This window comes from Streptacidiphilus sp. PB12-B1b, from assembly GCF_014084125.1.
In the GTDB taxonomy this organism is placed as follows: Bacteria; Actinomycetota; Actinomycetes; order Streptomycetales; family Streptomycetaceae; genus Streptacidiphilus.
On record NZ_CP048405.1, the window covers coordinates 13,321 to 37,310 of the forward strand.

General features: G+C 72.5%; 21 protein-coding genes, 2 tRNA genes and 1 pseudogene. 10 read left to right on the forward strand and 14 right to left on the reverse strand.

Features of this window, described 5'->3' with window-relative positions; translation table 11 throughout:
- The first annotated feature begins 248 nt into the window (after window positions 1–248).
- Both GXW83_RS00050 and GXW83_RS00055 read left to right on the forward strand, forming a co-directional pair.
- Entirely contained in the window at window positions 249–380 is a 132-nt protein-coding gene (locus tag GXW83_RS00050; RefSeq protein WP_225446657.1) for a DLW-39 family protein, read from the forward strand.
- A 157-nt stretch (window positions 381–537) separates the two neighbouring features.
- A tRNA-Ala gene (locus tag GXW83_RS00055) sits at window positions 538–610 on the forward strand.
- A 69-nt stretch (window positions 611–679) separates the two neighbouring features.
- On the opposite strand, the gene GXW83_RS00060 is transcribed toward GXW83_RS00055, so the two are convergent.
- Window positions 680–1,477, reverse strand: a complete 798-nt coding sequence (locus GXW83_RS00060; RefSeq protein WP_182440836.1) for a DUF5324 family protein — start codon at window positions 1,475–1,477, stop codon at window positions 680–682.
- Window positions 1,478–1,652: 175 nt separating this feature from the next.
- On the opposite strand from GXW83_RS00060, the gene GXW83_RS00065 reads away from it, so the two are divergent.
- Window positions 1,653–2,180 carry a peptidylprolyl isomerase gene (locus GXW83_RS00065; protein WP_182440837.1) on the forward strand — a complete coding sequence of 176 codons (528 nt, stop codon included), beginning with the start codon at window positions 1,653–1,655 and terminating at the stop codon, window positions 2,178–2,180.
- Between the two features lie 499 nt (window positions 2,181–2,679).
- A pseudogene (locus GXW83_RS35190) lies at window positions 2,680–3,164 on the forward strand (rhomboid family intramembrane serine protease).
- A gap of 239 nt (window positions 3,165–3,403) precedes the next feature.
- Here GXW83_RS35190 and crgA read toward each other — a convergent pair.
- Complete coding sequence (gene crgA, locus GXW83_RS00075; protein WP_182440838.1) at window positions 3,404–3,655, reverse strand: cell division protein CrgA; 252 nt, start codon at window positions 3,653–3,655, stop codon at window positions 3,404–3,406.
- 451 nt (window positions 3,656–4,106) lie between these two features.
- On the opposite strand from crgA, the gene GXW83_RS00080 reads away from it, so the two are divergent.
- The 4 genes from GXW83_RS00080 to GXW83_RS00095 are packed head-to-tail and all read left to right on the forward strand — an operon-like array spanning window position 4,107 to window position 6,822.
- A complete protein-coding gene (locus GXW83_RS00080; protein WP_182447732.1) occupies window positions 4,107–4,433 on the forward strand; it encodes a hypothetical protein in 327 nt (108 codons plus the stop codon).
- Complete coding sequence (locus tag GXW83_RS00085; RefSeq protein WP_182440839.1) at window positions 4,433–5,074, forward strand: aminodeoxychorismate/anthranilate synthase component II; 642 nt, start codon at window positions 4,433–4,435, stop codon at window positions 5,072–5,074. The genes GXW83_RS00080 and GXW83_RS00085 overlap by 1 nt, the downstream gene beginning before the upstream one ends.
- Complete coding sequence (locus GXW83_RS00090; protein WP_182440840.1) at window positions 5,071–6,030, forward strand: class E sortase; 960 nt, start codon at window positions 5,071–5,073, stop codon at window positions 6,028–6,030. Before GXW83_RS00085 ends, GXW83_RS00090 begins: the two co-directional genes overlap by 4 nt.
- 54 nt (window positions 6,031–6,084) lie before the next feature.
- Complete coding sequence (locus GXW83_RS00095) at window positions 6,085–6,822, forward strand: class E sortase (protein ID WP_182440841.1); 738 nt, start codon at window positions 6,085–6,087, stop codon at window positions 6,820–6,822.
- Window positions 6,823–6,840: 18 nt separating this feature from the next.
- On the opposite strand, the gene GXW83_RS00100 is transcribed toward GXW83_RS00095, so the two are convergent.
- The 7 genes from GXW83_RS00100 to GXW83_RS00130 all read right to left on the reverse strand — a co-directional run bounded on the left by GXW83_RS00100 (window position 6,841) and on the right by GXW83_RS00130 (window position 15,786).
- Entirely contained in the window at window positions 6,841–7,269 is a 429-nt protein-coding gene (locus tag GXW83_RS00100) for a PPOX class F420-dependent oxidoreductase (protein WP_182440842.1), read from the reverse strand.
- Entirely contained in the window at window positions 7,254–9,473 is a 2,220-nt protein-coding gene (pknB, locus tag GXW83_RS00105) for a Stk1 family PASTA domain-containing Ser/Thr kinase (RefSeq protein WP_182440843.1), read from the reverse strand. The genes GXW83_RS00100 and pknB overlap by 16 nt, the downstream gene beginning before the upstream one ends.
- A gap of 188 nt (window positions 9,474–9,661) precedes the next feature.
- Window positions 9,662–11,137: a penicillin-binding protein 2 gene (locus GXW83_RS00110; protein ID WP_182440844.1), complete on the reverse strand. Its 1,476-nt coding sequence runs from the start codon at window positions 11,135–11,137 to the stop codon at window positions 9,662–9,664.
- Window positions 11,138–11,252: 115 nt separating this feature from the next.
- Window positions 11,253–12,596: an FtsW/RodA/SpoVE family cell cycle protein gene (locus tag GXW83_RS00115; RefSeq protein ID WP_182446917.1), complete on the reverse strand. Its 1,344-nt coding sequence runs from the start codon at window positions 12,594–12,596 to the stop codon at window positions 11,253–11,255.
- Window positions 12,597–12,642: 46 nt separating this feature from the next.
- Window positions 12,643–14,175, reverse strand: a complete 1,533-nt coding sequence (locus tag GXW83_RS00120; RefSeq protein WP_182440845.1) for a PP2C family serine/threonine-protein phosphatase — start codon at window positions 14,173–14,175, stop codon at window positions 12,643–12,645.
- 179 nt (window positions 14,176–14,354) lie between these two features.
- A complete protein-coding gene (locus GXW83_RS00125) occupies window positions 14,355–14,888 on the reverse strand; it encodes an FHA domain-containing protein (RefSeq protein WP_182440846.1) in 534 nt (177 codons plus the stop codon).
- Between the two features lie 10 nt (window positions 14,889–14,898).
- Complete coding sequence (locus GXW83_RS00130; protein ID WP_182440847.1) at window positions 14,899–15,786, reverse strand: DUF3662 and FHA domain-containing protein; 888 nt, start codon at window positions 15,784–15,786, stop codon at window positions 14,899–14,901.
- A gap of 482 nt (window positions 15,787–16,268) precedes the next feature.
- Between GXW83_RS00130 and GXW83_RS00135 the strand changes: the two genes are divergently transcribed.
- Window positions 16,269–16,351: transfer RNA gene (locus tag GXW83_RS00135), tRNA-Leu, on the forward strand.
- Window positions 16,352–16,448: 97 nt separating this feature from the next.
- Here the strand turns inward: GXW83_RS00135 and GXW83_RS00140 are convergent.
- From GXW83_RS00140 to GXW83_RS00160, 5 genes are all read right to left on the reverse strand, one after another.
- The gene (locus GXW83_RS00140; protein ID WP_182440848.1) at window positions 16,449–16,871 is read right to left on the reverse strand and encodes a VOC family protein; all 423 of its coding nucleotides are present in this window, start codon (window positions 16,869–16,871) and stop codon (window positions 16,449–16,451) included.
- Window positions 16,872–16,962: 91 nt separating this feature from the next.
- Window positions 16,963–17,148 (reverse strand): 4-oxalocrotonate tautomerase family protein, encoded by a 186-nt coding sequence (locus GXW83_RS00145; protein WP_182440849.1) that lies wholly within the window; start codon window positions 17,146–17,148, stop codon window positions 16,963–16,965.
- 98 nt (window positions 17,149–17,246) lie between these two features.
- Window positions 17,247–19,370, reverse strand: coding sequence for an MMPL family transporter (locus GXW83_RS00150; protein WP_182440850.1), 2,124 nt, complete (start codon window positions 19,368–19,370; stop codon window positions 17,247–17,249).
- Window positions 19,371–19,489: 119 nt separating this feature from the next.
- Window positions 19,490–19,996, reverse strand: a complete 507-nt coding sequence (locus GXW83_RS00155; RefSeq protein WP_370466514.1) for a MarR family winged helix-turn-helix transcriptional regulator — start codon at window positions 19,994–19,996, stop codon at window positions 19,490–19,492.
- A gap of 208 nt (window positions 19,997–20,204) precedes the next feature.
- Window positions 20,205–22,820 carry a SpoIIE family protein phosphatase gene (locus GXW83_RS00160; RefSeq protein ID WP_182440851.1) on the reverse strand — a complete coding sequence of 872 codons (2,616 nt, stop codon included), beginning with the start codon at window positions 22,818–22,820 and terminating at the stop codon, window positions 20,205–20,207.
- A 304-nt stretch (window positions 22,821–23,124) separates the two neighbouring features.
- Here GXW83_RS00160 and GXW83_RS00165 point away from each other — a divergent pair, with 304 nt between their 5' ends.
- Window positions 23,125–23,982 carry a hypothetical protein gene (locus tag GXW83_RS00165; RefSeq protein WP_182440852.1) on the forward strand — a complete coding sequence of 286 codons (858 nt, stop codon included), beginning with the start codon at window positions 23,125–23,127 and terminating at the stop codon, window positions 23,980–23,982.
- Window positions 23,983–23,990: the final 8 nt, after the last annotated feature.

Consider the following 23,990-nt stretch of genomic DNA (forward strand, 5'->3'; position numbering starts at 1 on the left):
GGCGGCCTGCGGCAGCGACGGGGCCGGGCCCGCTCGGCGATGGCCCTGAGGGGCCGGGCGGGGCTGCCGTCGGGGCGTCAAACGGGCTTGGTCCGGGGCGTGTTGACCGTGGCCTCCAGGCCGTTCCGGGGGCGGGCAGCGCAGGGCTGGCCCGCAGGTCGGGTGTGTATCATCGGCCGGAAGGACGCATCCAGCCTGGTTGCCTCCGCTCAGTACCGGATCAGACGCAAGAAGGACGAGGTCGCGCGGTGAAGAAGCTTCTCCTGGTAGCCCTGGCTGCACTCGGCGGGTACTTCGTGTACCGCCAGGTCCAGGCGGACCGCGCCGAGCAGGACCTGTGGACCGAGGCGACGGACGCGGTCCCGGTCGGCGCCCGCTAGAGTCCGGCCCGGCGCGTCGGCGCCGAGCCCCCGCAGCCCTGGCCGCCGGCCGGGGCTGCCGCTGTGGCCGGCCCGGCGCAGCCGCGGGCACCGGCGGTCGGGATTTCGGCCGCGAACCGGTACCCTGGTGCGCGGCGGTCGGATCCTCCCCCGCCGAGGGGCCTTAGCTCAGTTGGTAGAGCGCCGTCTTTGCATGGCGGATGTCAGGGGTTCGACTCCCCTAGGCTCCACAGCAGTTCCGGTACGACCGAGGGCCCCACCCGTGCGCGGGTGGGGCCCTCGGTCGTACGCGGTGCAGGTCAGGGGCGGTCGGTGCCCGTGCTGCCGTCGCCGTCGGGGTCGATGCCGGTGATGTCGGCGTCGTCCGGGTCGAACTGCGTGTCGAGGTCCGCCTCGGACTCCTTGGCCTCGACCTCCGGGTCGAGCGGCAGGGTGCCGGTGGCGCTGGTGCCGGTGGCCGGGGCCTCCTCGGGGGCCGTGGCCGGGGTGGTGCGCGGCTGGAGCGGGGTGACCGGCGGCTCGACCAGCCAGTCCGGGTTGCTCTGCCGCTGCCACCACTTCCAGGCGGCGAGCCCGCCGGCGGTGGCGGCGCCCAGGACGCCCACGACGACCAGTCGGCGGCCCCAGCGGCCCCGGCGGGCCGAACGGGCGTGGTGGGCCTGCAGTGCCTCGATCTCGGCCACGCTGATCTGGCCGCGCAGCACCGGCAGCGCCGCCGCTCCGCGGTCCCTGGCGGCCGCCGCAGCCGCCGCCGTGGCCTGGACGGCCTCGTCCAGGGCCTGGCTGACCGCCGGGACGGTCGCCTGCCGGGCCTGCACGGCCACGGTCCTGGCGGAGCTGCCGGCCGACCTGGCGGCGTCCACCGCGCGCTCCGCCGCCTTGTTGGCGGCCTCCACGGCCGATGGCGGCACGCTGGCGCGCGCCTGCTCCCACAGCGGGACCACACGGGGGATGACCGCGCTCTCGATGTGAGGGGCCAGCCGCTGCCACGCTTCATCGGTGTAGTGCACTGCCGCGTCACGTGCACTCACGGCGTAAGGGGCAAGCTGTTCCCTGGTCTTCCCTGCGGCCTCACGGGCTGTATCGATGCGGGTCACCAGTACCTCCTCCTCGGTGGCGTCCTTTTACTCACCTGTCCACCCAGTTGAAGATCATGCCTCCTGGAGCGTCCTCAGGCACGCTGGACGGGGCCGGGTCCGGGGCGGCGCGTGGGAGGATTCGTCCGTCAGAGGTGTACCCAGGGGTACGCAGGGACTTGCAGGAAGGCGCATCGTGGCCGAGGAACTGTTCGCCACTCTCCAGACCAACCGCGGGGACATCGAGGTCAGGCTGTTCCCGAACCACGCCCCGAAGACGGTGGCCAATTTCGTGGAGCTGGCCGACGGCACCCGCGAGTGGACGGACCCGCGTACCGGCGCCGCGAGCAGGTCCCCGCTGTACGACGGCACGGTCTTCCACCGGGTCATCTCCGGCTTCATGATCCAGGGCGGCGACCCGCTGGGCAACGGCACCGGCGGCCCGGGCTACCAGTTCGCCGACGAGTTCCACCCCGACCTGCACTTCGACCGCCCGTACCTGCTGGCCATGGCCAACTCCGGCCCGGGCACCAACGGCTCGCAGTTCTTCATCACGGTCGCCCCGACCACCTGGCTGAACCGCAAGCACACCATCTTCGGCGAGGTCGTGGACCCGGCCGGGCGGAAGGTCGTGGACGCCATCGCCGCCACCGAGGTGACCCAGTTCAACGACCGCCCGGTCGAGGACGTGGTGATCGAGTCGGTCCGGATCGGCCGCCGGTAGCGGGGAGCCGGGCCCGGCGGCGGGAATTGCCCGTGCCGGGCTTCGGCCCTGCCGCGCGTGGAACGCTAGCCTTCGGGTGTACCCCGTGAGGTGCAGAAGGCAGGCAGACATGCTCTCCGATCAGCAGGGCCCGATCGGGCCGCAGCAGCACGACGGCTACCGGCTCCCGGACTGCTACCGGCATCCCGGCCGGGAGACCGGGGTGAGCTGCTCCCGCTGCGAGCGCCCGGTGTGCCCGGAGTGCCGGGAGAACGCCTCGGTGGGCTTCCAGTGCCGCGCGTGCGTGCGCGGCGGCAGTGCCGAGGTGCGCACCGCCCGGACCGAGTTCGGCGGGCAGGTCAGCCGGGACGGCGCGCTGGTCACCAAGATCCTGATCGGGATCAATGTGGCGGTGTGGGGGCTGACGTACCTGCTGGGCAATGTCTTCGTGGACCGCTTCGTGATGCTGGGCGCGTACCCGGGCTATGCCGGCGGGGTGGTCGACGGGCAGTGGTACCGGATGATCACCTCGGTCTTCCTGCACCAGCAGGTGCTGCACATCGCCATGAACATGTGGTCGCTGTGGGTGGTCGGCCCGGCGGTGGAGCAGATGCTCGGCCGGTGGCGCTTCCTGGGCCTGTACCTGGTGTCCGGGCTGGCCGGTTCGGCGCTGCAGCTGCTGGTGGCCCCGGGGACGCCGGCGCTGGGCGCCTCGGGGCGATCTTCGGCCTGCTGGGCGCGCTGGTGGTGCTGCAGCGCAAGCGCGGCTACCAGCTGGGGCCGATCGTCGGGATCATCGTGGTGAACCTGGTGGCGACCTTCACCATCGCCGGCATCAGCTGGGAGGCGCACGTCGGCGGGCTGGTGGCCGGGCTGCTGCTGGGCGTGGGCCTGGCGCACGCGCCGCAGCGGAACCGGGCGCTGGTGCAGTGGGGGGCGATGGCGGCGATGCTGGCCGTGGTGGCGGTGGTCAGCCTGGTGGGGGCGGCGCAGATCCAGACCTGACCGGGCTCGGCACCCGGTTGTCCACAAGGGCCCCGCCGGTTTCGGCGGGGCCCTTGTGGATCTTTTTGTCTACCCGCGTCCACCTGGGTCTTCAGCTCTGATGAGGGCCTCTGTGAGCGATCTCTCCGGGCTTCTGGGCTGAAGTTATCCACAGATAGTCATGGTTTTCCCCACTGTGGATAACCATGTGGACAAAGAACACCTGTCCGGGTCGGGCGGGGTGGTGGCGGCTTTCGCCGCTACTTCCACTGGGTGGAGACGCCGAAGCCGCCCGCGATGAACACGAAGCCGATGACGATGTTCCAGTTGCCGATGTGGTGGATCGGCCACGACGAGTTGGTCACGTAGTAGACGACGATCCACACCAGGCCGACCAGGAACAGTGCCAGCATCAGCGGTGCGATCCAACTGCGCCCGGAGCTGAGCTTCACCGCGGTCGCCGTGGGTGGCGGGGTGTAGTCCGACTTCTTCCGGATTCGGGACTTCGGCACGAGGAGCACTCCTGTCGATGCGCTGCGCTGCATGGCCGCAGACGGCCAGCTGAGCTGTGGGATTCCTGGGCCAGTGGCAGGCGGTCGGGCATGCCGCACACGTGTCTCCAGCGTCCGTTAGCGTAGTGGCTCGGGGAGTCTGAAGGAGATAAGGGTACGCGGCGGATTCGAAGAAAGTTCCGCAGGTTCGCTGGGATGAGCCCTTCCGTTGATGTATTCGCGTCCGATTGGCCGGTTGTCTACGGATATAGGGTATTCCCGCGCCCCGGGAGTGCGGCCGAACCGTGACGCCGGCCCTCCGCGCGCGTTAGGAGAGGGCGGGTTGGAACGACGAGCCTGAAGATCTGGTAAATCGGTAACTCGTGGCCGGACCGCGCACTCGGCGCGCGGGACTCCCCGTACCCTGGTGCGGCGGCGCCCGCAGCCTGAGGCGCCGACGGAGAGGAGCGCGATGTACGGCTGGATCTGGGGGCGGCTCCCCGGTAACACGCTGGTCCGCGCCCTGCTCGCGCTGCTGCTCTTCGCCCTGGTCGTGGGCGTCCTGTTCACCTGGGTCTTCCCGTGGGCGGAGCCGCTGCTTCCGTTCAATGACGTCACCGTGAACGGCACCTCCGGCAGCAGCGTCCAGCCCTCCGGAGCGCCCGCCGCCCCCTCCACCGCCCCCTCCACCGCGCCGTCCGCGCGACCGTCGGCGGGGGCGAAGTCCTCGGCGCCCACGCTCAACGGAGCGGCCCTGCCCACCTATGTGCCCCTCGCCCCGACCGGAGTCACTGCCTGATGAGCGCGCGCATCCTCGTCGTCGACAACTACGACAGCTTCGTCTTCAACCTGGTCCAGTACCTCTACCAGCTCGGCGCGGTCTGCGAGGTGGTCCGCAACGACGAGATCACCGCGGAGTCGGTGACCGCCGCCGACTACGACGGCGTGCTGCTCTCCCCCGGCCCCGGGACGCCCGAGGAGGCCGGGATCTGCGTCGAGATGGTGCACCACTGCGCCGGGATCGGGCTGCCGGTCTTCGGGGTCTGCCTGGGCCTGCAGTCGATCGCCGTCGCCTACGGCGCGGTCGTCGACCGCGCCCCGGAGCTGCTGCACGGCAAGACCTCCGAGGTGCTGCACGAGGACGGCGGGGTCTTCGCCGGGCTGCCCTCGCCGCTGACCGCCACCCGCTACCACTCGCTCGCGGTCGAGCGCGACACCGTCCCGGCCGAGCTGGCGCTCACCGCCTGGACCGACTCCGGCGTGGTCATGGGCCTGCGCCACCGCGACCTGCCGGTGGAGGGCGTGCAGTTCCACCCCGAGTCCGTGCTCACCGAGGGCGGCCACCGGATGCTCGCCAACTGGCTCGCGGAGTGCGGCGACGCGGGCGCGGTCGCCCGCTCGGCCGGCCTGGCGCCGGTGATCGGACGGGTCACCGCATGACCGCACTGCGGCCGGAGCGCGGGGACGGCGGCCAGCCGCCGCCGGAACCGGACGGGTACGGTCGGCCGCCGCAGGCCGCGGACAGCTCGGACACGCTGGCGCTGCGGCTCCCGCCGCTCCCGGACGCCTCCCCGTACGCCTACGCCCCCGCGGGGGCCGGTGCCGCCCCCGGCGGGCCCGAGGGCGGCGGCCGGGCGGCCCGGCGCCGCGCCGAGCAGCAGAGCCGCCGGCGCGGTGGGCGCCCCCCGCGGCAGCCCCGGCCCAAGGAGCCGCTGGGGATCGTCGTGGTGCGCACCCTGGGGGAGCTGTTCATCACCCTCGGCGTGGTGATGTTCCTGTTCGTGGCGTACCAGCTGTGGTGGACCAACGTGACCGCCGACGCCTACGCCAGCGGCGCCAAGCACAAGCTGGAGTCCCAGTGGGGGACGGACGGCGCCTCGACCCACCCGGCCTACCCGGACTCCATAGCCTTCGGGACCAGGTTCGCCATCATCTACATCCCCAAGCTGGATGTGGAGACGCCGATCGCCGAGGGCACCGACAAGACCAGCATCCTGGACAACGGCCTGGTCGGGCACTACACCGGCGACCAGGAGACCGCGTTCCCCTGGGACGCCTCGGGCAACTTCGCGCTGGCCGGGCACCGCAACACCCACGGGGAGCCGTTCCGGTACATCAACAAGCTGGTGCCGGGCGACCAGGTCATCGTCGAGACCGCCTACGACTACTACACCTACACGGTGACCAGCACGCTCGCGCAGACCTCGCCCACCAACGTCAGCGTGATCGCGCCGGTTCCCCCGCAGTCCGGCTTCACCAAGCCGGGCCGCTACATCACGCTGACGACCTGCACCCCGGAGTTCACCTCCACCTACCGGATGGCGGTCTGGGGCAAGCTCACCCAGGACCTGCCGAAGAGTTCCGGCAAGAAGCCGCCGGCGCTGCTGAACGGCTGACCGGGCGGACGCCTCCCCGGTGGTGCGGGCAACCACCGAGGAGAGCTGCCGCCCATGCCGTCGTCCCCCCTCCCGCCGCCGCCGGTCCGGCTGCGGTCCCCCTCGCCGCTGCAACGGGCCCTGGGCCTGCTGGGCGAGCTGATGATCACCGCCGGTGTGCTGCTGGGGCTGTTCGTCGCGTACTCGCTGTGGTGGACCGACGTGCTCGCCGACCGGCGCGCGGACGCGGACGCGGCGCGGGTCCGGCAGTCCTGGAGCGCCTCCGGGCCGACCCCCGGCCCGGCCGCCCCGGCCGCGGCCTACCGGGCCGGGGACGGCCTGGGCTTCCTGCACGTGCCCCGGCTGGGCCGGGGCTACCAGGTGCTGATCAAGATGGGCACCGACCCGGACGTCCTCGACGAGGGCGTGGCCGGGGTGTACGCCGCGCCCTACCCCGCCGCCATGCCCTGGGCCGCGAGCGGCAACTTCGCGCTGGCGGCGCACCGGGACGGGCACGGGGCGAAGTTCCACGACCTGCCCGAGCTGCGGCGCGGCGACAAGGTCGTGGTGGAGACCCGGGACACCTGGTACGTCTACACGGTCGACCGGACGCTGGAGCAGACCTCCAAGTACGACGTGGACGTCACCGCCGCCGTCCCGGCCGAGTCCGGCTACACTCGGCCCGGGCGCTACCTGACGCTGACCACCTGCACGCCGGTCTACACCTCGCGCTACCGGATGGCGGTCTGGGCCTCGCTGACCCGTACCGCCCCGGTGGACCGGGCCCGCGACCTGCCGCCGGAGCTGCGCTGACCGGCGCCCTGGCGGGCCTCAGGAGGCCAGCCCGCCCAGGGCGGTGACCTTGTCGATCCGCAGCCGCACCAGCAGCTCCCCCGGGACGCCGTTGCGCTCGCCGTAGGCCTCCGCGCGGCGCTCGCCGACGTAGCGGGCGGCGATCCGCGTCGCCCAGGCGCGGACCTCGGGCAGCTCCTCGCTGACCGTGGCCGCGCCCTCGACCAGGACGAAGGCGAACGGCGGCCGCTCGTCGTCCACGCACAGGGCCGCCCGGCCGTCGCGGAGCAGCGAGCTGCCCTTGACGGTGGTGCGGCCGGTGTTGAAGACCACGTCCTCGCCGTCCAGCAGGAACCAGATGGGGGCGACGTGCGGGCGTCCGTCGGCGCGGGTGGTCGCCAGCTTGCCGGTGCGGGTGCCCTCGCTGAGGAACGCCCGCCACTGTGTCTCGTTCATCGGAATGGCCATATCCACATGATCGGCCACCCGGGCGCGGTCCGCCCGGCAACGGCCGAGGGGCCGCGGACGCCGGTGCGTCCGCGACCCCTCGGGGTGGTGCTGTGGTGCCGTGCTCCCGTGGTGCTCAGGGGGCGTCCGGTGCGGGCGCGGTCAGTCGCCGTTCCCGCCGTTGCCGTTGCCACCGTTGCCGTTGCCGTTGCCGCCGCCGAAGCCGCCGCCGACGAAGCCGTCCCCGGTCTGCCCGGTCTGGCCGCCGGTCTGGCCCTGGTCGCCGCCGTCAGTGGTGCCGGTGGTGCCGGACGCCCCCCCGAAGGGTTTGTGCTGGTGCTCGCTCCCGGGCTGGGGCTGTCCGGGGCGGCCGGGTTCACCACGAGGTTGATCGTGGAGCCGGCCGGGATCTGCTGGCCGCCCTGGGTGATCGCGGTGCCGTTGTAGGTCTCCGAGATGACCGCGCCGGCCAGGTAGTTGCTGTTGAAGCTGGAGCTGACCGAGGTGGCCACGTGGAAGCCCTGGCCGGAGAGCTGGCTCTGGGCCGAGTCGGCGGGCTGGCCGACCACGAAGTCCACCTGGACCTGCTGCTGGCCGGAGGAGACCACCAGGTTCACCGTCGCGCCGGTGGGCTGCTGCGAGTTGCCCGGCAGGCTCTGGCTGATGATCGAGCCGTTGGGCACCGAGGACGAGCTCTGGGTGGTGGTCGAGCCCAGGGTGAAGCCCGCCGCGTTGATCTGGTTGGTGGCGTTCTGCAGGGTCTGGCCGACGACGCTGGGCATCTGCTTGGTCGGCGCGCCGGTGCTCAGGTGGACGGTGATCACGCCGCCGTTGGCCATGGAGGCCCCGGCCGCGGGCGACTGGCTGCAGACGTCGCCCTTGCTGGCGGTGTCGGTGCTGCAGGCCACCGGTGCGCCCTGGACCACCTTGAGGTTGCCCGGGACGTTGCCGACGGCGGTCTGCGCGCCGGTCCAGCTCTGGCCGATCAGCTGCGGCGCGGTGGCGCCGTTGTTGACCGGGGTGCCGAACACCGACTTGGTGACGAAGTACGCGCCGGTCAGCACCAGGATGGCGGCGATCACCAGCACCACCCAGGACATGCTGCGGTTCCGGCCGCCGCCGCCTCCCGCGCCGCGGCGCCGGTCGCCCCGGCCGCCGTACTCCTGGCCGTCGTCGTAGCCGCTGTCGGCGTAGCCGTCGCCGCCGGCGTCGTAGCCCTGGCCGACGCCGGGCAGCAGGCTGGTCTGGCCGTAGCCGCCGGCCTGCTGCGGCATGGCGGTGGTGCGGCCGTACGGATCGGGCTGGGCGCCGTACACCTGCGTCTGCTGGTCGTAGCCGCCCATGGCGCCCGCGCCGTAGGCGACGGTCTGCGCCGCGGCGACCGGCAGGCCGTCCAGGGCCCGCTCGATGTCGGCGCGCATCTCGTCGGCGCTCTGGTAGCGGTAGTCGCGGTCCTTGGCCAGGGCCTTCAGCACGATCGCGTCGTACTCGGGCCGCAGCTCGGGGTCGTACGTGGACGGCGGCTGGGGCTCCTCGCGGACGTGCTGGTAGGCCACCGCGACCGGGGAGTCGCCGATGAACGGCGGCCGGACGGTGAACAGCTCGTACAGCAGGCAGCCGGTGGAGTAGAGGTCGGACCGGGCGTCCACCTGCTCGCCCTTGGCCTGCTCGGGCGAGAGGTACTGGGCGGTGCCGATGACCGCGGCGGTCTGGGTCATGGTCATGCCGGCGTCGCCCATGGCGCGGGCGATGCCGAAGTCCATCACCTTGACCGTGCCGTTGCGGGTCAGCATGACGTTGGCCGGCTTGATGTCCCGGTGGACGATGCCGTTGCGGTGCGAGTACTCCAGCGCCTGCAGGATGCCGGTGGTCATCTCCAGGGCGCGCTCGGGCAGCAGCCGCCGCCCGGAGTGCAGCAGCTCGCGCAGGGTGGAGCCGTCGACGTACTCCATCACGATGTACGGGATGGAGACGCCGTCGATGTAGTCCTCACCGGTGTCGTACACGGCGACGATCGAGGGGTGGTTCAGCGAAGCCGCAGACTGGGCCTCGCGGCGGAATCGGGCCTGGAACGACGGGTCGCGGGCCATGTCGGCCCGCAGCGTCTTCACAGCGACGGCGCGTCCGAGCCGGATGTCGTGGCCGAGGTAGACCTCTGCCATGCCGCCGCGCCCCAGGACGCCGCCCAGCTCGTACCGGCCGCCGAGGCGACGCGGTTCTTCCATGGTTCCAACCCTCTCCCTCGCCGGTGCCGAGGTTGATCTGTCGGGCCTGCAGTGGACTGCGGAAGCACCGGTGGGCACACCGCTGCTTGCGGATACGCTACCGGCCGCGTGGCGGCTTCACGTCCCGGTGGCCTACTTGATATGAGAACGGAATGTGGCGGTCATGGCGGTCGGGGCGGCTGCCCCGCTCACGAGCCGACGTACGCCTCCATCATCTGCTTGGCGATCGGGGCGGCCAGCTCCTCGCCGGAGATGTCGCCGCGCTCGGTGCTGCTGTTGGCGACGACGACCGCGACCGCGATCTCCTTGCCGGCGCTGTTCTTGGCGTAGGAGACGAACCAGGCGTAGGGGTTGCCGGAGTTGTTCACGCCGTTCTGCGCGGTGCCGGTCTTGCCGCCGACGGTGACGCCGGGGATCTGCGCGGTGACGCCGGTGCCGCCCTGGACCACGGCCTGCATCATGGTCTGGATCTCGCTTGCGACCTGCGGGGTCGTCGCCTGCGAGAGCTGGGTGGCCTGGTGCGGGGTGCCGACCACGCTCTGGTCCGGCGCGCGCAGCTCGGAGACCAGGTAGGGGGTCATCAGCGAGCCGTTGTTGCAGATCGCCGCGGCGACCATGGCCATCTGCAGCGGGGTGGCGGTGGTGTCGAACTGCCCGATGGAGGAGAGCGCGTTGCCGGAGGCGTTCACCCCGCTGGGGAAGACGCTCGGGACCACCCCGACCGGCATGTCCCGGGCCGCGTTGAAGCCGAACTTGTCGGCCTCCTGGAGCATCCGCGCGTTGCCGACCTCGGCGCCCAGCTTGGCGAAGACGGTGTTGCAGGAGTACTGCAGCGCGATCGTCATCGGCGCGTCCTTGCAGGGGTCGCTGGCGCTCTCGTTCGGCAGGTAGGTGTCGGTGCCGGGCAGCAGGTAGGGGCTGGGCGAGTCGGTCGGGGCGTTGATGTCGGTGATCTTGCCGGTCTCCAGCGCCGCCGCCGAGGTGATCAGCTTGAAGGTGGAGCCCGGCGGATAGGTCTGCCGCAGCGCCCGGTTCAGCATCGGGTTGGACGGGTCGGACAGCAGCTTCTGGTAGGCGGGGTAGTCCGCGCCGTTGGCGAAGCTGTTGGGGTCGTACGAGGGGGTGCTGACCAGGCCCAGGATCGCGCCGGTGGTCGGGTCCAGGGCGACCGCCGCGCCGGTGTACTTCTTACTGGACAGCCCCTGGTACCCGGCCAGCTGCACCTTGGGGTCGATGGTGGTGACCACGTCGCCGCCCTGCTTGGCCTTGCCGGTGATCAGCGACTCGAAGTTGTTGACCGCGAGCTCGGGGGCGGTGCCGCTGAGGATCGGGTCCTCGACCGACTCCAGCAGGTTGCTGTCGTACTTCAGCGAGCCGAAGATCGGCGAGGAGTAGCCGGTGACCGGCGCGTACAGCGGGCCGTTGGTGAAGGACTCCTGGTACTTGAAGCGGTTGCCGTTGACCAGCACGCTCTTGGTGACGGCCTGGCCGCCGACGATGATGCTGCCGCGCGGGTAGCTGTACGCCTCGATCATGCCGCGCTGGTTGTTGGTGTTGTTGTTGAGCGCGGAGGCGTCCACCCCCTGCACCCAGTTGACGCGGATCATCAGGGCGAGGACCAGGACCAGGCAGAACACGGATACCCGGCGGATGGGCTTGTTCACGGTCGGGCGACCCTCCTGATGGCGGCGTGCGGTACGGCGGTTTGCGGCAGAAGTCTGTCTACACGGTGTTCATGACGTGCTGTGCACCGAGGTCGGTTCTTCGGGGTGAGTCCCGTCACGGTGCTCCCGGCGCCGGCTCGGGACGCCGGGCGACGTCGCTGATCTTCAGCAGCAGGGCGACCAGGGCCCAGTTGGCGATCACCGAGGAGCCGCCCTGGGCGATGAACGGCAGGGTCATCCCGGTCAGCGGGATGGTCCCGGTCACCCCGCCGGCCACGATGAAGACCTGCAGCGCGAATGCCGCCGACAGGCCCACCGCCAGTAGCTTCCCGAACGGGTCGCGGGCGGCCAGGGCCGTCCGCAGGCCGCGCTCGGAGAGCAGCGCGTACAGCAGGAACAGCGCCAGCAGCCCGGCCAGGCCCAGCTCCTCGCCGATGGTGCCGAGGATGAAGTCGCTCTTGGCGGCGAAGCCGATCAGCCAGGAGTGGCCCCGGCCCAGGCCGGTCCCGGCCACCCCGCCCGCGCCCAGCGCGAACAGCGACTGCGCCAGCTGCCCCACCCCGCCCTCGGGCAGCACCGCCAGCGGGTGCAGCCAGGCGGTGATCCGGTCGGCGACGTGCCGCTCGGCCGAGGCCACCGCCCAGAAGCCGAGCCCGGCCATCAGCAGCCCGAAGACGACCCAGCTGGTGCGCTCGGTGGCCACGTACAGCATCACCACGAAGACGCCGAAGAACAGCAACGAGGTGCCCAGGTCGGTCTCGAAGACCAGGATCAGCAGGCTCAGCAACCACACCGTGACGATCGGCCCGAGATCGCGGCCGCGCGGCAGGTACAGGCCCAGGAAGCGGCGGCTGGCCAGGGCCAGCGCGTCCCGCTTCATCATCAGGAAGCCGGAGAAGAACACCGGCAGCACGATCTTCACGAACTCGCCGGGCTGGACCGAGTAGCCGGCCACGTGGATCCAGATCCGGGCGCCGAAGTCGGACGCCCGGGTCGGCAGGAACGCCGGGACGGCCAGCAGCACCAGCGCCGCCAGGCCGGAGAGGTAGGTGTAGCGCTGCAGCAGCCGGTGGTCCCGCAGCAGTGCCATCACCGCGATGAACAGGGTGATCCCCAGCCCGGTCCAGATCAGCTGGTTCTGCGCGCCGGGGATGTTGGGGCGCAGCTGCCGGGCGTGGTCGAGCCGCCAGACGAACACCAGGCCGAGGCCGTTGAGCAGGGCCGCGACCGGCAGCATCAGCGGGTCGGCGTGCGGCGCCCAGCGCCGGACCGAGGCGTGCGCACACAGGGCGAACGCTCCTATGCCCAGGCCGTAGTCGAGCATGCCCTCGGGGATGCGGCCGTTCATGGCCAGGCCGGTGTCGGCGTAGGCCAGGACCGGCAGCAGCACCGCCAGGACCAGCAGCCACAGCTCGGTGTTGCGCCGGTTGGGCGCGCCCTTTCCCAGGACGGACGCCATGGCCGAGGCCGTGTCGTCGCGCTGCCGCAGGCCGGGGAAGCTCAACTCAGGAGGCTGGGCATTGCTGGGCCTGCTGCTGCTGTTGCGGGCTCAGCGAGGCGGAGGCGGACGGGACGGCGGGGGTCGGGGCCGGTGCGGAGGCGGTGGCCGCGGGGGTGGCGCCGGCCTTGGCGGGCGGCTTGGCGGTGCCGCCCGGGGTCGGCGCGGCCGGGGTCGGCGTCGGGGTGACCGGCGTCGTACTGGCCGTGGTGGCGACCTGCCGGCAGAGCGCGGCCTGGCTCTTGAGCTGGGTCACGGTCTGGTTGGCGGCGCCCAGGGTGGTGGCGCTGATGGTGTTCTTGACCGACGTCTGCTGGTAGGCGGGCAGGTACTTCAGCTGGATGTCCGGGTAGTCCTGGTAGACCTTGGACAGGCTGACCCCGGCCAGGTTCTGGTTGACGCCCTGGTAGACGGCGATGTGGTCGCCGTTGGCGCCGATGAAGTACTGGGTCTTGGTCCACTGGTAGCCGGCGTAGCCGCCGCCGACCAGGCCGAGCACGACCAGCAGCGCCAGCGAGGGGACCAGCCAGCCGCGCTTGCGTCCGGCCCGCTGCTTGCGGCGGCTGCGGCGGCCCTCGCCGGGGGCGTAGTCCTCGTCGTCGGCGTAGTCGCCCTCGGCGTAGCCGTCGTCGTCGTACTCGGCGTAGCCGTCGGAGGGGGCGCCCGGCTCGGCCGGGGGCTGCCTGCGGCCCAGCGAGGCGGCGCGGGCGGCGGGGGTGTTGGCCATGGTGTGGTGGCTGATGGTGGGCGGGCCGTCGGCGACCGCGCCGACCACCATCGGGGCCTCGGCGAACTGCCCGGAGGACAGGTCGGCGTCGTTGACGTCCAGGACGTCCGCGACCACGCAGGTGATGTTGTCGGGGCCGCCGCCGCGCAGCGCCAGCTGGATCAGCTCGGAGATGGTCTGCTCGGGCGCGTAGTAGCTGCCGAGCGTCTCCTCCAGGGTCTGGTGGCTGACCACGCCGGAGAGGCCGTCGGAGCAGATCAGGTAGCGGTCGCCGGCCCGGACCTCGCGGATCGACAGGTCGGACTCGACCTCGCCGGTGCCCATCAGCGCGCGCATGATCAGTGAGCGCTGCGGGTGGGTACTGGCCTCCTCCTCGGTGATCCGGCCCTCGTCGACCAGCCGCTGCACCCAGGTGTGGTCCTGGGTGATCTGGGTCAGCGCGCCGTCGCGCAGCAGGTACGCGCGGGAGTCGCCGATGTGGATCAGCCCGGCGCGTTCGCCGGTCCACAGCAGGGCGGTCAGCGTGGTGCCCATGCCCTCCAGCGACGGATCGCCCTCGACCAGCAGCCGCAGCCGCTCGTTGGCGCGGTCGGCCGCCTGGCTCAGCGCGGTCAGCGGATCGCTGCCGGGGACGTCCTCGTCGAGCGCGACCATGGTGGACAGGACCTCGGCGGAGGCGACCTCCCCGGCGGCCTGGCCGCCCATGCCGTCGGCCACGGCGAGCAGGCGCGGACCGGCGTAGCCCGAGTCCTCGTTGCCTTCCCGGATCATCCCCTTGTGCGACCCGGCGGCGAAGCGCAGCACGAGGCTCATGTGCCGTCCGCCCCCTTCCCTCGGTCCCCTGCGCGATGCCCCGGTGCAGCGTGCGTTGATGCATCGTACGGTGCGGTGTCCAGCGGACCCGGCTCCGGGTGCGTGGAACCGTGCCCACCGGCCGCTGCCTGCCGCGGAGTTCGGGAGTCGGCGGCGTGGTGCCCATGCCTCATGCGTGACTACTTCCGCAGCTCGATGACGGTCCTGCCGATGCGGATGGCAACGCCGGGCTGGAGCGGGGTGGGGCTGGTCAGCCGCATCCGGTCCAGGTAGGTGCCATTGGTGGAGTTCAGGTCCTCGACGATCCACTGCCCGCTCTGGTCGGGGTAGATCCGGGCGTGGCGGGAGGACGCGTAGTCGTCGTCCAGCACGATCGTGGAGTCGTGGGCCCGGCCCAGGGTGATCGTCTGGCCGTGCAGGGCGACGGTGGTGCCCGCGAGCGAGCCCTGGACGACGACCAGCTGGGTGGGCGCGCTGCGCCGCTGCCGGCCGCTGTCCGGGCCCTGCTGCCCCCGGCGCCCCTGCTGCTGCGGGGGCTGCTGACGGCCCGTCGGGGTCGGCGCGGGGGTGCCGCGCCGGCCGACGGCGGTGGGTCGCTGGGTCACCTTGGCGCCGTACAGGTCGCTGCGGATGACCTGCACCGCGACGATGACGAACAGCCACAGCACGGCAAGGAAACCCAGCCGCATGACCGTGAGGGTCAGCTCTGACATGTGCCCCGCTTCACCCTTCGGTTTGTCTGAAGACGATGGTGGTGCTGCCCAGGACGATCCGGGAACCGTCGCGCAGGGTGGCGCGCTGCGTGTGCTGCCCGTCCACGATGATGCCGTTGGTCGAGCCGAGGTCCATCACGACGGAGGGCGTGCCCATCCGGATCTCCGCGTGCTTGCGGGAGACCCCGGGGTCGTCCACCCGGATGTCGGCCTCGGTGCTGCGGCCGAGCACCACCGCGGGGGTGCTGACCTGGTGCCGGGCGCCGTTCATCTCCAGCCAGCGGCGTACCGGCGCGCCGCCGGGCATGCCCTGCGGGCCGGGGTAGCCGGTGCCGGGCAGCGGCCGGATGTTGTTCTCCGGCGGCTCGTACACCGGCGCGCGGCCGGGCTGGGTCGGCGGGAAGACCGGCGCGGCGGGCGGCTGCTGCGGCGGGGGCGGCATCTGCGGCTGCCACGCCTCGGCCTGGCGGCCGCCGTAGGGCTGCGCGGCCTGGGCGTAGGGGTCGGCGGCGGGCGGGGCGGCCTCGCCGGCCTCGATCCGGCTGCGCACCCGGTAGAGCCCGGTGTCGAGGTCTTCGCCGCGCTCCAGGGCGACCTTGAGCGGACCCATGAAGGAGTAGCGCTGCGCCTGGGCGTACTCGCGGACCATGCCGGCGAGCTCGCCGCCGAGCTGCTGGGAGTACGGGCTGAGGCGCTCGTAGTCGTGGGTGCTCAGTTCCACGATGAAGTCGTTGGGGACGACGGTCCGGTCGCGGTTCCAGATGCTGGCGTTGTTGTCGCACTCGCGCTGCAGCGCCCCGGCGATCTCAACGGGCTGCACTTCGGACTTGAACACCTTGGCGAAGGCTCCGTTGACGATTCCCTCGAGTCGCTGCTCGAACTTCTTCAGGGCTCCCACGGGGCACCCCCTTCCGTCTGGCGTTCGGCTTCGGGTCGCGCTGGTCCGCGCGATCGGCTGTCGGTCTTCCTTATCTGATCGTATCTACGCGGCAGCCCCTTGTGCGGTTCCTTCCGGCCGGTCCGGCGGCGCGTGTGGTCGGACACACGGTTCACCGTGCCGTCGGCGGGCGCCGGGGCTGTCGTAAGAAGGATGCCACCGCAGGATGAGCAAGGGGTAAGGGGCGGAGCGTACAGGCGGACACGTACCCCCGGCGCGGGGTGGTCATCCGCTGATCACCCGTTCGGGTTCACCCAGAGGTTGGGTCGACTTCCGGGCCGTGGCCGGGGTGGTCGGGGGCGGCGGGGACACCCCGTCCGACGTGCTAATGTTCTTCTTGTCGAAAGGCGCTCCCGCAGGGAACGAAGGCAGACGGAGAACCGGTGAACAACCGGTTTGAAGAGGCCGGGGGAACTTCGGTAGGGTCTACGACATCACTCAATGCGCGAGTGGCGGAATGGCAGACGCGCTGGCTTCAGGTGCCAGTGTCCGAAAGGGCGTGGGGGTTCAAATCCCCCCTCGCGCACAGCGAAGCACCACCCAGGGTGCCTCCGGCAGAGACGAAAGTCACTGCGGGGGGCACCCTTTCGCATGGGCTCCGTATGGGCGGGGTTGACCGGGCGTCAGCCGGTGCGCGGGGCGCCGCGGTAGGTGCCGAAGGACCAGTGGTTGCCCTCGGGGTCGGCGGCGGAGAAGTCCCGCGAGCCGTAGTCGGTGTCGTGCGGGTCGCTGGTGATCTCGGCGCCGGCGGCGCGGGCCCGGGCGCACAGGGCGTCCGGCTGGTCGGTGACCACGTAGCCGGCGAAGCTGCCGGGGCTGAGCGGGCCGGTGGCCCCGGCGCCCTCGGGCAGGGAGCCGAGCATGATGCCGCCGCCGGGCGGCCAGGCCAGCTCGGCGTGGTCCACCCGGTCGCCCTCGCCGTAGACCACGGTCTCCTCGAAGCCGAAGGCGTCGACCAGGAAGCGGATCAGCGCCCGGGCGTCGCGGGCCCGGAGCGCGGGCCAGACCTGCGGCGGCGGCGCGGCCTGCGCTGGGGTGTCCGTCATGGGAACCGGTCTCCTCGGGGGTGTCCGCTGGGTCCTTCCCAGTCTGCCCCCGGTGCCCGTCCCGCGCTCCGCGACCGCCGCTGCGGCCGGTCTAGCGGTCGGCGATCGGGGTGCCGCCGACGGCCCAGTCCTCGGCCGGGACGTCCTGGAAGGTCACCCAGACGCTCTCCGGCTTGATGCCGGTGACCCTGACGTACGCGTCGGTGATCTCCCGGGCGAGTTCGCGCTTCTGCTCGGTGCTGCGGCCGGCGAGGTGCTGGACGGTGATGTGCGGCATGCGTACTCCGTACGGTGGCGGGCTGGTCGGTCCGGTCACCCCGTGACAAGGCCGCCCCGAGCGGTGTTGTTCCGGGCGGCCTCGCGGGTGGGGCGCGGTCAGTGGGTGGGCTGGGACTCCGGCGCGGCGGCCGCGGGCCCGCCCGCCGCGACGGCCGGGGCCGCGACCTTGCTGAGGGCGCTGGGCCACCACAGCCGCCGGTCGAGGTCCATGGTCAGCGCGGTGACCAGGATCGAGCGGACGACCAGGGTGTCCAGCAGGACGCCGACGCAGACCGCGAAGCCGATCTCGGCGAAGCCCACCACCGGCAGCGTGCCGAGGACGCCGAAGGTGCTGGCCAGGATCAACCCGGCGGAGGTGATCACGCCGCCGGTGGCGGCGAGCCCGGCCAGGGCGCCGCCGCGGGTGCCCCGGGTGGCGGACTCCTCCCGGACCCTGGTCATCAGGAAGATGTTGTAGTCGATGCCCAGGGCCACCAGGAAGACGAAGACGAACAGCGGGAAGGCGCTGTCCTCGGCCTCGAAGTGGAAGAGGTGGGTGAAGACCAGCGAGCTGAGGCCCAGCGCCGAGGCGAAGGACAGCACCACGGTGGCGATCAGCACCAGCGGGGCCACGACCGCCCGCAGCAGCAGCGCCAGGATCAACAGCACCACCACCAGGACGATCGGGATGATCAGGAAGTCGTCGTGCCGGGAGGCCCGCTGGGTGTCGAGCACCACGGCGGTGTTGCCGCCGACCTCGGCCCGGGCGCCCGGCAGCGCGTGCTCCGCGGCGCGGACCCGGTCCACGGTGTCCTTGGCGGCCTGGCTGTCCGGGTCGCTGCCGAAGGTGCCGGTGAGGTAGGCGAGGCCGTTCCTGACCACCGGCGGGGTGGTGGAGGTGATCCCCGGGGTGGCCGCCAGCGTCTGCTGGGCCCGGGTGGCGGCGTCCGCCGCGGCGATGACCACGATGGGCGAGCCGGCGCCGCCGGGGAAGTGCTGGTCCAGCACGGTCTGTCCGACGACCGAGTCGGGCTTGTCGGTGAAGGTGCCGGCGCTGGTCAGGCCGTCGGCCTTGAGGCTGAACATGCCCAGCGCCAGGGCGCCGAGCGCCAGGCTGGTGCCGATCCACACCAGCCGGGGCCGCCGGGCGATGCCGCCGCCGACCCGGGCCCACGCGCCGCTCTCGGTCGGCTCGGCCGTCCCGAAGGCCGGCTTGACCGGCCAGAACACCCAGCGGCCGGTGATCGTCAGCAGCGCCGGCAGCAGCGTCAGCATGGCGGCCAGGGCGACCAGCACGCCGATGGCGCAGACCGGGCCGAGGCCGCTGGTGGAGTTCATCTGCGAGAACAGCAGGCAGAGCATGCTGAGCGCGACCGTCCCGGCGCTGGCCAGGATGGCCGGTCCGGCCCGGTGCACGGCCTCGGCCATGGCCTCGTGCCGGTCGGCGTGGCGGCGCAGCTCCTCGCGGTAGCGGGCGACCAGCAGCAGGGCGTAGTCGGTGCCCGCGCCGATGACCAGCACCAGCAGGATGCCGGCGCTCTGGGCGTTGACGGTCAGTCCGGCGTGCTTGGCCAGCAGGTAGATCAGGCCCTCGGCGGAGACCAGGGCCAGGCCGGAGGAGAGCAGCGGCAGCAGCCACAGGGTGGGGCTGCGGTAGGTGAGCAGCAGCAGCACGACGACGACGCCGAGGGTGGCGTACAGCAGGGTGCCGTCGATGCCGGAGAACGCCTTGCCCTGGTCGGCGCCGTTGCCGGCGGGGCCGGTGATGTGCGCGGTCAGGCCCGGGTCGCCGCTGGTCGCCAGGGTGCGCAGGTGGTCGACGACGGTGGTCAGCACGGTCCAGCTGCCGCCGTTGACGTCGATCGGGACGATGGTCTCCAGGGCCTTGCCGTCCTTGGCGGTGATCGGCCCGGCGACCGGCCCGGAGACGTCCTGGACCTTGGCGAAGGCGGCCGCGTCGGCGGCGGCCTTGGCGTGGTCGGCCGGGGTGAGGCCGCCGGCGCGGGTGTAGACGATGACGCCGGGGATGTCCTGGGTGGAGGCGAACTGCCCCTCGAGGTTGAGCACCTTGGTGGACTCGGCGCTGCCGGGCAGCCAGCTGGACGCCTGGTTGTTCTCGGCTCCGGTGAGTTTTCCGGCGAGCGGCCCCAGGGCCACCAGCAGGATGATCCACAGGACGAGGACGACCCATTTGCTGCGTCGTCCGCAGGGCAGGGCGGCGAGGCGCCGGGCGCGATTCATTGTGTGTATCCCCCACATAAACGCGATATATCGCAACTGATGGGCCAACCATGTGCCGGACGGTGAGACGGTGTCAAGCACCGCAGGTCAGCGCGGACCGGCACCCGGCGGACCGGCGGTCAGGTGCGCGGCTGGGAGCGCTCGTTGTAGAGGGTGAGGTAGGCCGCGAAGCGCTCCAGGTCCTCGTCAGGCCAGTCCGCGAGCCGCTCCAGGAAGGCCAGCCGGCGCTGCTCGCTGACGGACTGCAGCAGCGCGGTGCCCTGGGCCGAAGTGCGGATGATCTGGCCGCGCTGGTCCTCCGGGTCGGTGCTGCGCTCCACCAGGCCGAGCCGCTCCAGCGCGGTGATCTGCCGGCTCACGGTGGACTTGTCCAGCATGAAGTGCGCGGCCAGGTCGGTGCCGCGGCAGCCGCCGCGCTCCCGCAGCAGGTCCAGGATCGCGTAGGTGACCAGCGTCAGGCCCGGGTGGATCTGCGACGCCTGCGAGCGCGAGCGGCGGGCGAAGGCGGTCAGTTCGCGCTGGATCGCGTCGATGGACTCGGCCCGGGGCTGCCGCACGTCCGGATCGTCCGGCGTACCGGACCCGGTCGTCGTGCTCTGCGGCGCGCTGGACTGGCTGCTGGACACCTGTACTCCTCTGTTCGGCGGTCGTCTCGACCCCTAGAGGTAGCACCGTCGGCGCGCGGACGTGGCGCGGCCCCCCGTTCGGCGCCGCATCAGCCGCCGTTCAGCCGTTACCGGAGCGTCGGCTCCGCCCCGACGGCACCGGCGCGGGCGCGCGGCAGCGGGGTCGGCGGCGGGTCGGCGGCAGGCTCGGCGGCGGGTCGGCAGGCGCTCACCCCCGGTGCGGCAGCGGCAGTTCGAACCAGACGACCTTGCCCACCGCCTTGCGGCTGGTGCCCCAGCGCGCCGACAGGTGGCTGACCAGGCTGAGGCCGCGGCCGTCCTCGTCCAGCGCCTCGGAGGGCTCCAGCGAGGGCAGGTTGTGGTCGTCGTCGCTGACCTCGACCAGCAGCTTGCCGACCCGCATCAGCTGCAGCTCCACCCGGTTCCGGGCCACCCGCAGGGCGTTCGTGACCAGTTCGCTGACCAGCAGCGCGGCCGGCTCCACCAACTCGCCCAGATCCCACCGGGTGAGCTGCTCGCGGACCAGCAGCCGGGCCCGGCCGACCTCCTCCGGATCGAGCTCCAGCGACCAGGACATGACGTCCTGCGGCGGGATGCCGTCGAATCGGGCGATCAGCAGCGCCAGATCGTCGTTGCGGTCGTCGGTGTGCAGCCGCTCCAGGACGGTGTCGCAGACCTCGTCCGGGCTGCGCCGCGGATCGACGATGTCGCCGCACAGCGCGGCCAGGCCGTCCCCTATGTCGCCGCCGCGCATCTCCACCAGGCCGTCCGTGCACAGCACCAGCATGCTGCCGTCGGAGACCTTGATCTCGCGGGAGGCGAACGGCACCCCGCCGACGCCGATCGGCGCTCCGGACGGGATCTCCAGCAGCTCGCCGCGGCCGTCCGGGTGCACCAGCACCGGGGGCACGTGGCCCGCTCCGGCGATGGTGCAGGTGCGGGCGATCGGGTCGTACACCGCGTACAGGCAGGTCGCCAGGTGGTCGTCGCCGAGGCGCTGGGAGAGGTTGTCCAGGTGCCGCAGGATCTGCCCCGGCGGGAGGTCCAGCGCGGCCAGGGTCTGCATGGCGGTGCGGAAGCGGCCCATCGCCACCGCCGAGTGCAGGCCGTGGCCCATGACGTCGCCGACGACCAGCGCGACCCGGCTGCCCGGCAGTTGGATCGCGTCGAACCAGTCGCCGCCGACCTCGGCGCGGCGGTCGCCGGGCAGGTAGCGGTGGGCGATCAGCACCCCGGGGATCTTCGGCGGGCTGCCCGGCAGCATGCTCCGCTGGAGCGTCAGCGCGGTCTTCGCCTCCATCCGGTGCAGCCGGGCATTGTCCACCGACAGCGCCGCGCGGGCGGCCAGCTCCCGCAGGTAGGAGGCGTCGGCCTGGTCGAAGGGCGGGCGGTCGTCGTTGCGCAGCAGGGTCAGGATGCCCAGCACGGTGCCGCGCGCGGCCAGCGGCAGGGTCAGCATCGAGCGGCCCTCGAACAGCGGCACCAGCGAGGCCCCGCTGCGCCCGGCCGCGCAGTACTCGGCCACCTGCCGGTCCACCCGGGGCACCAGCACCGGCTGGTTGGTCTGCAATGCCAGGCCGGAGGGGGTGTTCCGGGGCAGCGCCAACAGGCTGCCCTCGCGCACGATCCGGCCCCAGTGGGCCAGGGAGTCGCTGAACGTCCTTGCGACGCGCCGCAGTTGGGTCTCGTCGTCGGGGCGGTCGCGGGGCAGCTCGGTGTCCACGATCAGCCGGTCGCGCAGGTCCACGCAGGCGAAGTCGGCGATGCTGGGAACCACCACGTCGCACAACTCGCGGACGGTGGCGTCCAGATCGAGCGTCGTGCCGATCTGCGCGCCGACGTGGCTGAGCAGCCGCAGCTGCTCGTTCACCGGCTCCACCGAGGGCAGCTCGGCGGCCGGGCTGTCGGCGGAGGAGAGGGTGAGCGTGGGGACCGAGGGCGGGCCGCTGAACGGGCCGTCCTCGGCGCCGGCGCGCCGGGGCCGTCCGGGCGGGGCGCTGCGCGGGGTGGGCACGGCGGGCTGCCGCTCGTCCGGCGGCCGGGCGCCGGGGCCGTGAGGGGCAGCGCCGACTACTGCCGGACGCCCGTCGCCGGGGTGGTGCGGGACGACCTCCGGCGGCACGTACGGCAGCACCGGCAGCCGGACCGTGCCGTCCACCAGCAGGCCGGGCGCGCCCGCCGCGGCGACCTGGCCGAGCAGCCTGCGGCGGCGGTCGGCGCTGGTGCGCGGCAGCAGCGGGGCCAGCTGCTCGGCGGTGCGGGCGGTCTCGGCCGGGCCCGCGGCGGTGAGCAGCATGCTGCTGACGGCCAGCTCCAGGCCGGTGGCCGGGGCGGCGCTGGTGTACGGCAGCAGCCGGCCGCCGAGGGCCAGCCGTGGGCCGGTCGAGCGCAGTCGGCGGGCGTCGGCGGCGAGCACCAGCAGGCTGCGGCCGGTGGGCTCGATCAGCCGATAGGACCAGCACAGCACGGTCACCGACCGGCCGTCGCGGTCGGTGACGGCGAGGTCCCCGCTCCAGGCGGGGACGCAGCTGGTGAGGTCGTCCAGCTGGTCGAGGGCGTCGCCGAGGCGGCCGGGGGAGCCGTTGGCGTCGCCGGGGCCGGCCAGCGGGAGCAGGCCGGAGGCGGGGCGGTCGAAGACCTCGGCGCGGCGGTGGCCGAAAAGCTCCTCGGCGGCGCGGTTCCACAGGGTGAGGCGTCCGTCGGGGTCGATCATCAGGGCGGCGAGGCGGATCTGGGCGACCACGCCGGAGGTGGGCGGCCCGTCGGCGTCGGGCGCCTGCGATCCCTGCTGCTGCCCGGGGCCCGCGAAGGTCTCCTCCGACATGCTCACCTACCTTCAGTCCCTCGGATCTGCGCAGGCGCACCCGACCGGCACTCCGGCCGGGGACGACGTCACATCCCCTTTACATCCCCTTACAACACTGGCCTTGAACCCCAGGAACCCCACCGCCTCGGCACCCCAGGCAAGCACGAATCCTGTCGTCGGCGTTCGTTTTCCGGGAATCCCGGCTGTGTCCAGGAGTGCACGCGGGCTCGCACGCCCTAGTGTGCGCCCTTCGGCGTCCGTGCCGGGACAGTAGGGTGACGGGGCTGACAAGCGGTACAAACATCAAGCAGTGAGGTTGCGCATGGCTGCCGACACCCCGGTCCGGTGGAGCGATCCCGAGGAGCAGCAGCTGGAGGAGCAGGTCGCCCGCACCGAGGCGGAATGGGTCGAGGCCGAGGTCGCGGTCGAGACGCTGCGGGTGGAGCTGGACAACTTCGCCCTGGTGCACCACCAGCGGCTCGGCCCGATGTACGTGCGGCTGGACGAGCTGGACGCGCTGATCGCCGAGGCCACCGCGGCCCGCAGCGGCGATCCCGAGGACATCCGCCGGGCCTTCGAGGCCCGCAGCGTGCTCGAGCCCATGCCCGACCTGGAGGCGTTCTTCGCCGAGCCCGGGGAATCCGGCTCGGACCCCGCTGCGGACGCCGCCGACACCGGGCGGCAGCGGGAGGCGGGCGAGCCGCTGCCGCCGGTGATCCCGCAGGAGCCGCAGCGGATCCGCCCCGACCGCGAGGCCCAGCGGCTCTACCGCGACCTGGCCCGCCGCGCCCATCCGGACCTGGCCCAGGACCCGGCCGAGCAGCAGCTGCGCGGGGTGTTCATCGCCCGGGTCAACGCCGCCTACGCCCGCGGCGACGTGCTGGAGCTGGCGGCCCTCAGCGAGGAGTGGGCGGGGGAGACCGGCGACTCGGGCGCCCCGGCCGGCGGCACCCCGGAGCGGATCGCCTGGCTGCGGCAGCGTCTGGAGTGGCTGTCGGCGCGGCTGGCGCGGGTCGCGGCGACCCGGGCCGAGCTGGCGGACAGTCCGATGGGCCAGCTGCTGATGCTGCTGCCGGACGACCCGGACGCGCTGCTGACCATCCTGGCGGAGCAGCTGCTGGAGAGCGTCGCCGGCCGGCAGGCGGAGCTGGACCGGTTGCTGGCGGGCCTCGGCGGCTGACCGGCCCG

Excerpts from the sequence above, each read along its gene's own strand:
- GXW83_RS00080 (WP_182447732.1), top strand. The coding sequence starts at position 4,107 with ATGTACGGCTGGATCTGGGGGCGGCTCCCCGGTAACACGCTGGTCCGC.
- GXW83_RS00085 (WP_182440839.1), top strand. The coding sequence starts at position 4,433 with ATGAGCGCGCGCATCCTCGTCGTCGACAACTACGACAGCTTCGTCTTC.
- GXW83_RS00090 (WP_182440840.1), top strand. The coding sequence starts at position 5,071 with ATGACCGCACTGCGGCCGGAGCGCGGGGACGGCGGCCAGCCGCCGCCG.
- GXW83_RS00095 (WP_182440841.1), top strand. The coding sequence starts at position 6,085 with ATGCCGTCGTCCCCCCTCCCGCCGCCGCCGGTCCGGCTGCGGTCCCCC.
- GXW83_RS00100 (WP_182440842.1), bottom strand. The coding sequence starts at position 7,269 with ATGGCCATTCCGATGAACGAGACACAGTGGCGGGCGTTCCTCAGCGAG.
- pknB (WP_182440843.1), bottom strand. The coding sequence starts at position 9,473 with ATGGAAGAACCGCGTCGCCTCGGCGGCCGGTACGAGCTGGGCGGCGTC.
- GXW83_RS00115 (WP_182446917.1), bottom strand. The coding sequence starts at position 12,596 with ATGGCGTCCGTCCTGGGAAAGGGCGCGCCCAACCGGCGCAACACCGAG.
- GXW83_RS00120 (WP_182440845.1), bottom strand. The coding sequence starts at position 14,175 with ATGAGCCTCGTGCTGCGCTTCGCCGCCGGGTCGCACAAGGGGATGATC.
- GXW83_RS00125 (WP_182440846.1), bottom strand. The coding sequence starts at position 14,888 with ATGTCAGAGCTGACCCTCACGGTCATGCGGCTGGGTTTCCTTGCCGTG.
- GXW83_RS00140 (WP_182440848.1), bottom strand. The coding sequence starts at position 16,871 with ATGACGGACACCCCAGCGCAGGCCGCGCCGCCGCCGCAGGTCTGGCCC.
- GXW83_RS00145 (WP_182440849.1), bottom strand. The coding sequence starts at position 17,148 with ATGCCGCACATCACCGTCCAGCACCTCGCCGGCCGCAGCACCGAGCAG.
- GXW83_RS00150 (WP_182440850.1), bottom strand. The coding sequence starts at position 19,370 with ATGAATCGCGCCCGGCGCCTCGCCGCCCTGCCCTGCGGACGACGCAGC.
- GXW83_RS00160 (WP_182440851.1), bottom strand. The coding sequence starts at position 22,820 with ATGTCGGAGGAGACCTTCGCGGGCCCCGGGCAGCAGCAGGGATCGCAG.
- GXW83_RS00165 (WP_182440852.1), top strand. The coding sequence starts at position 23,125 with ATGGCTGCCGACACCCCGGTCCGGTGGAGCGATCCCGAGGAGCAGCAG.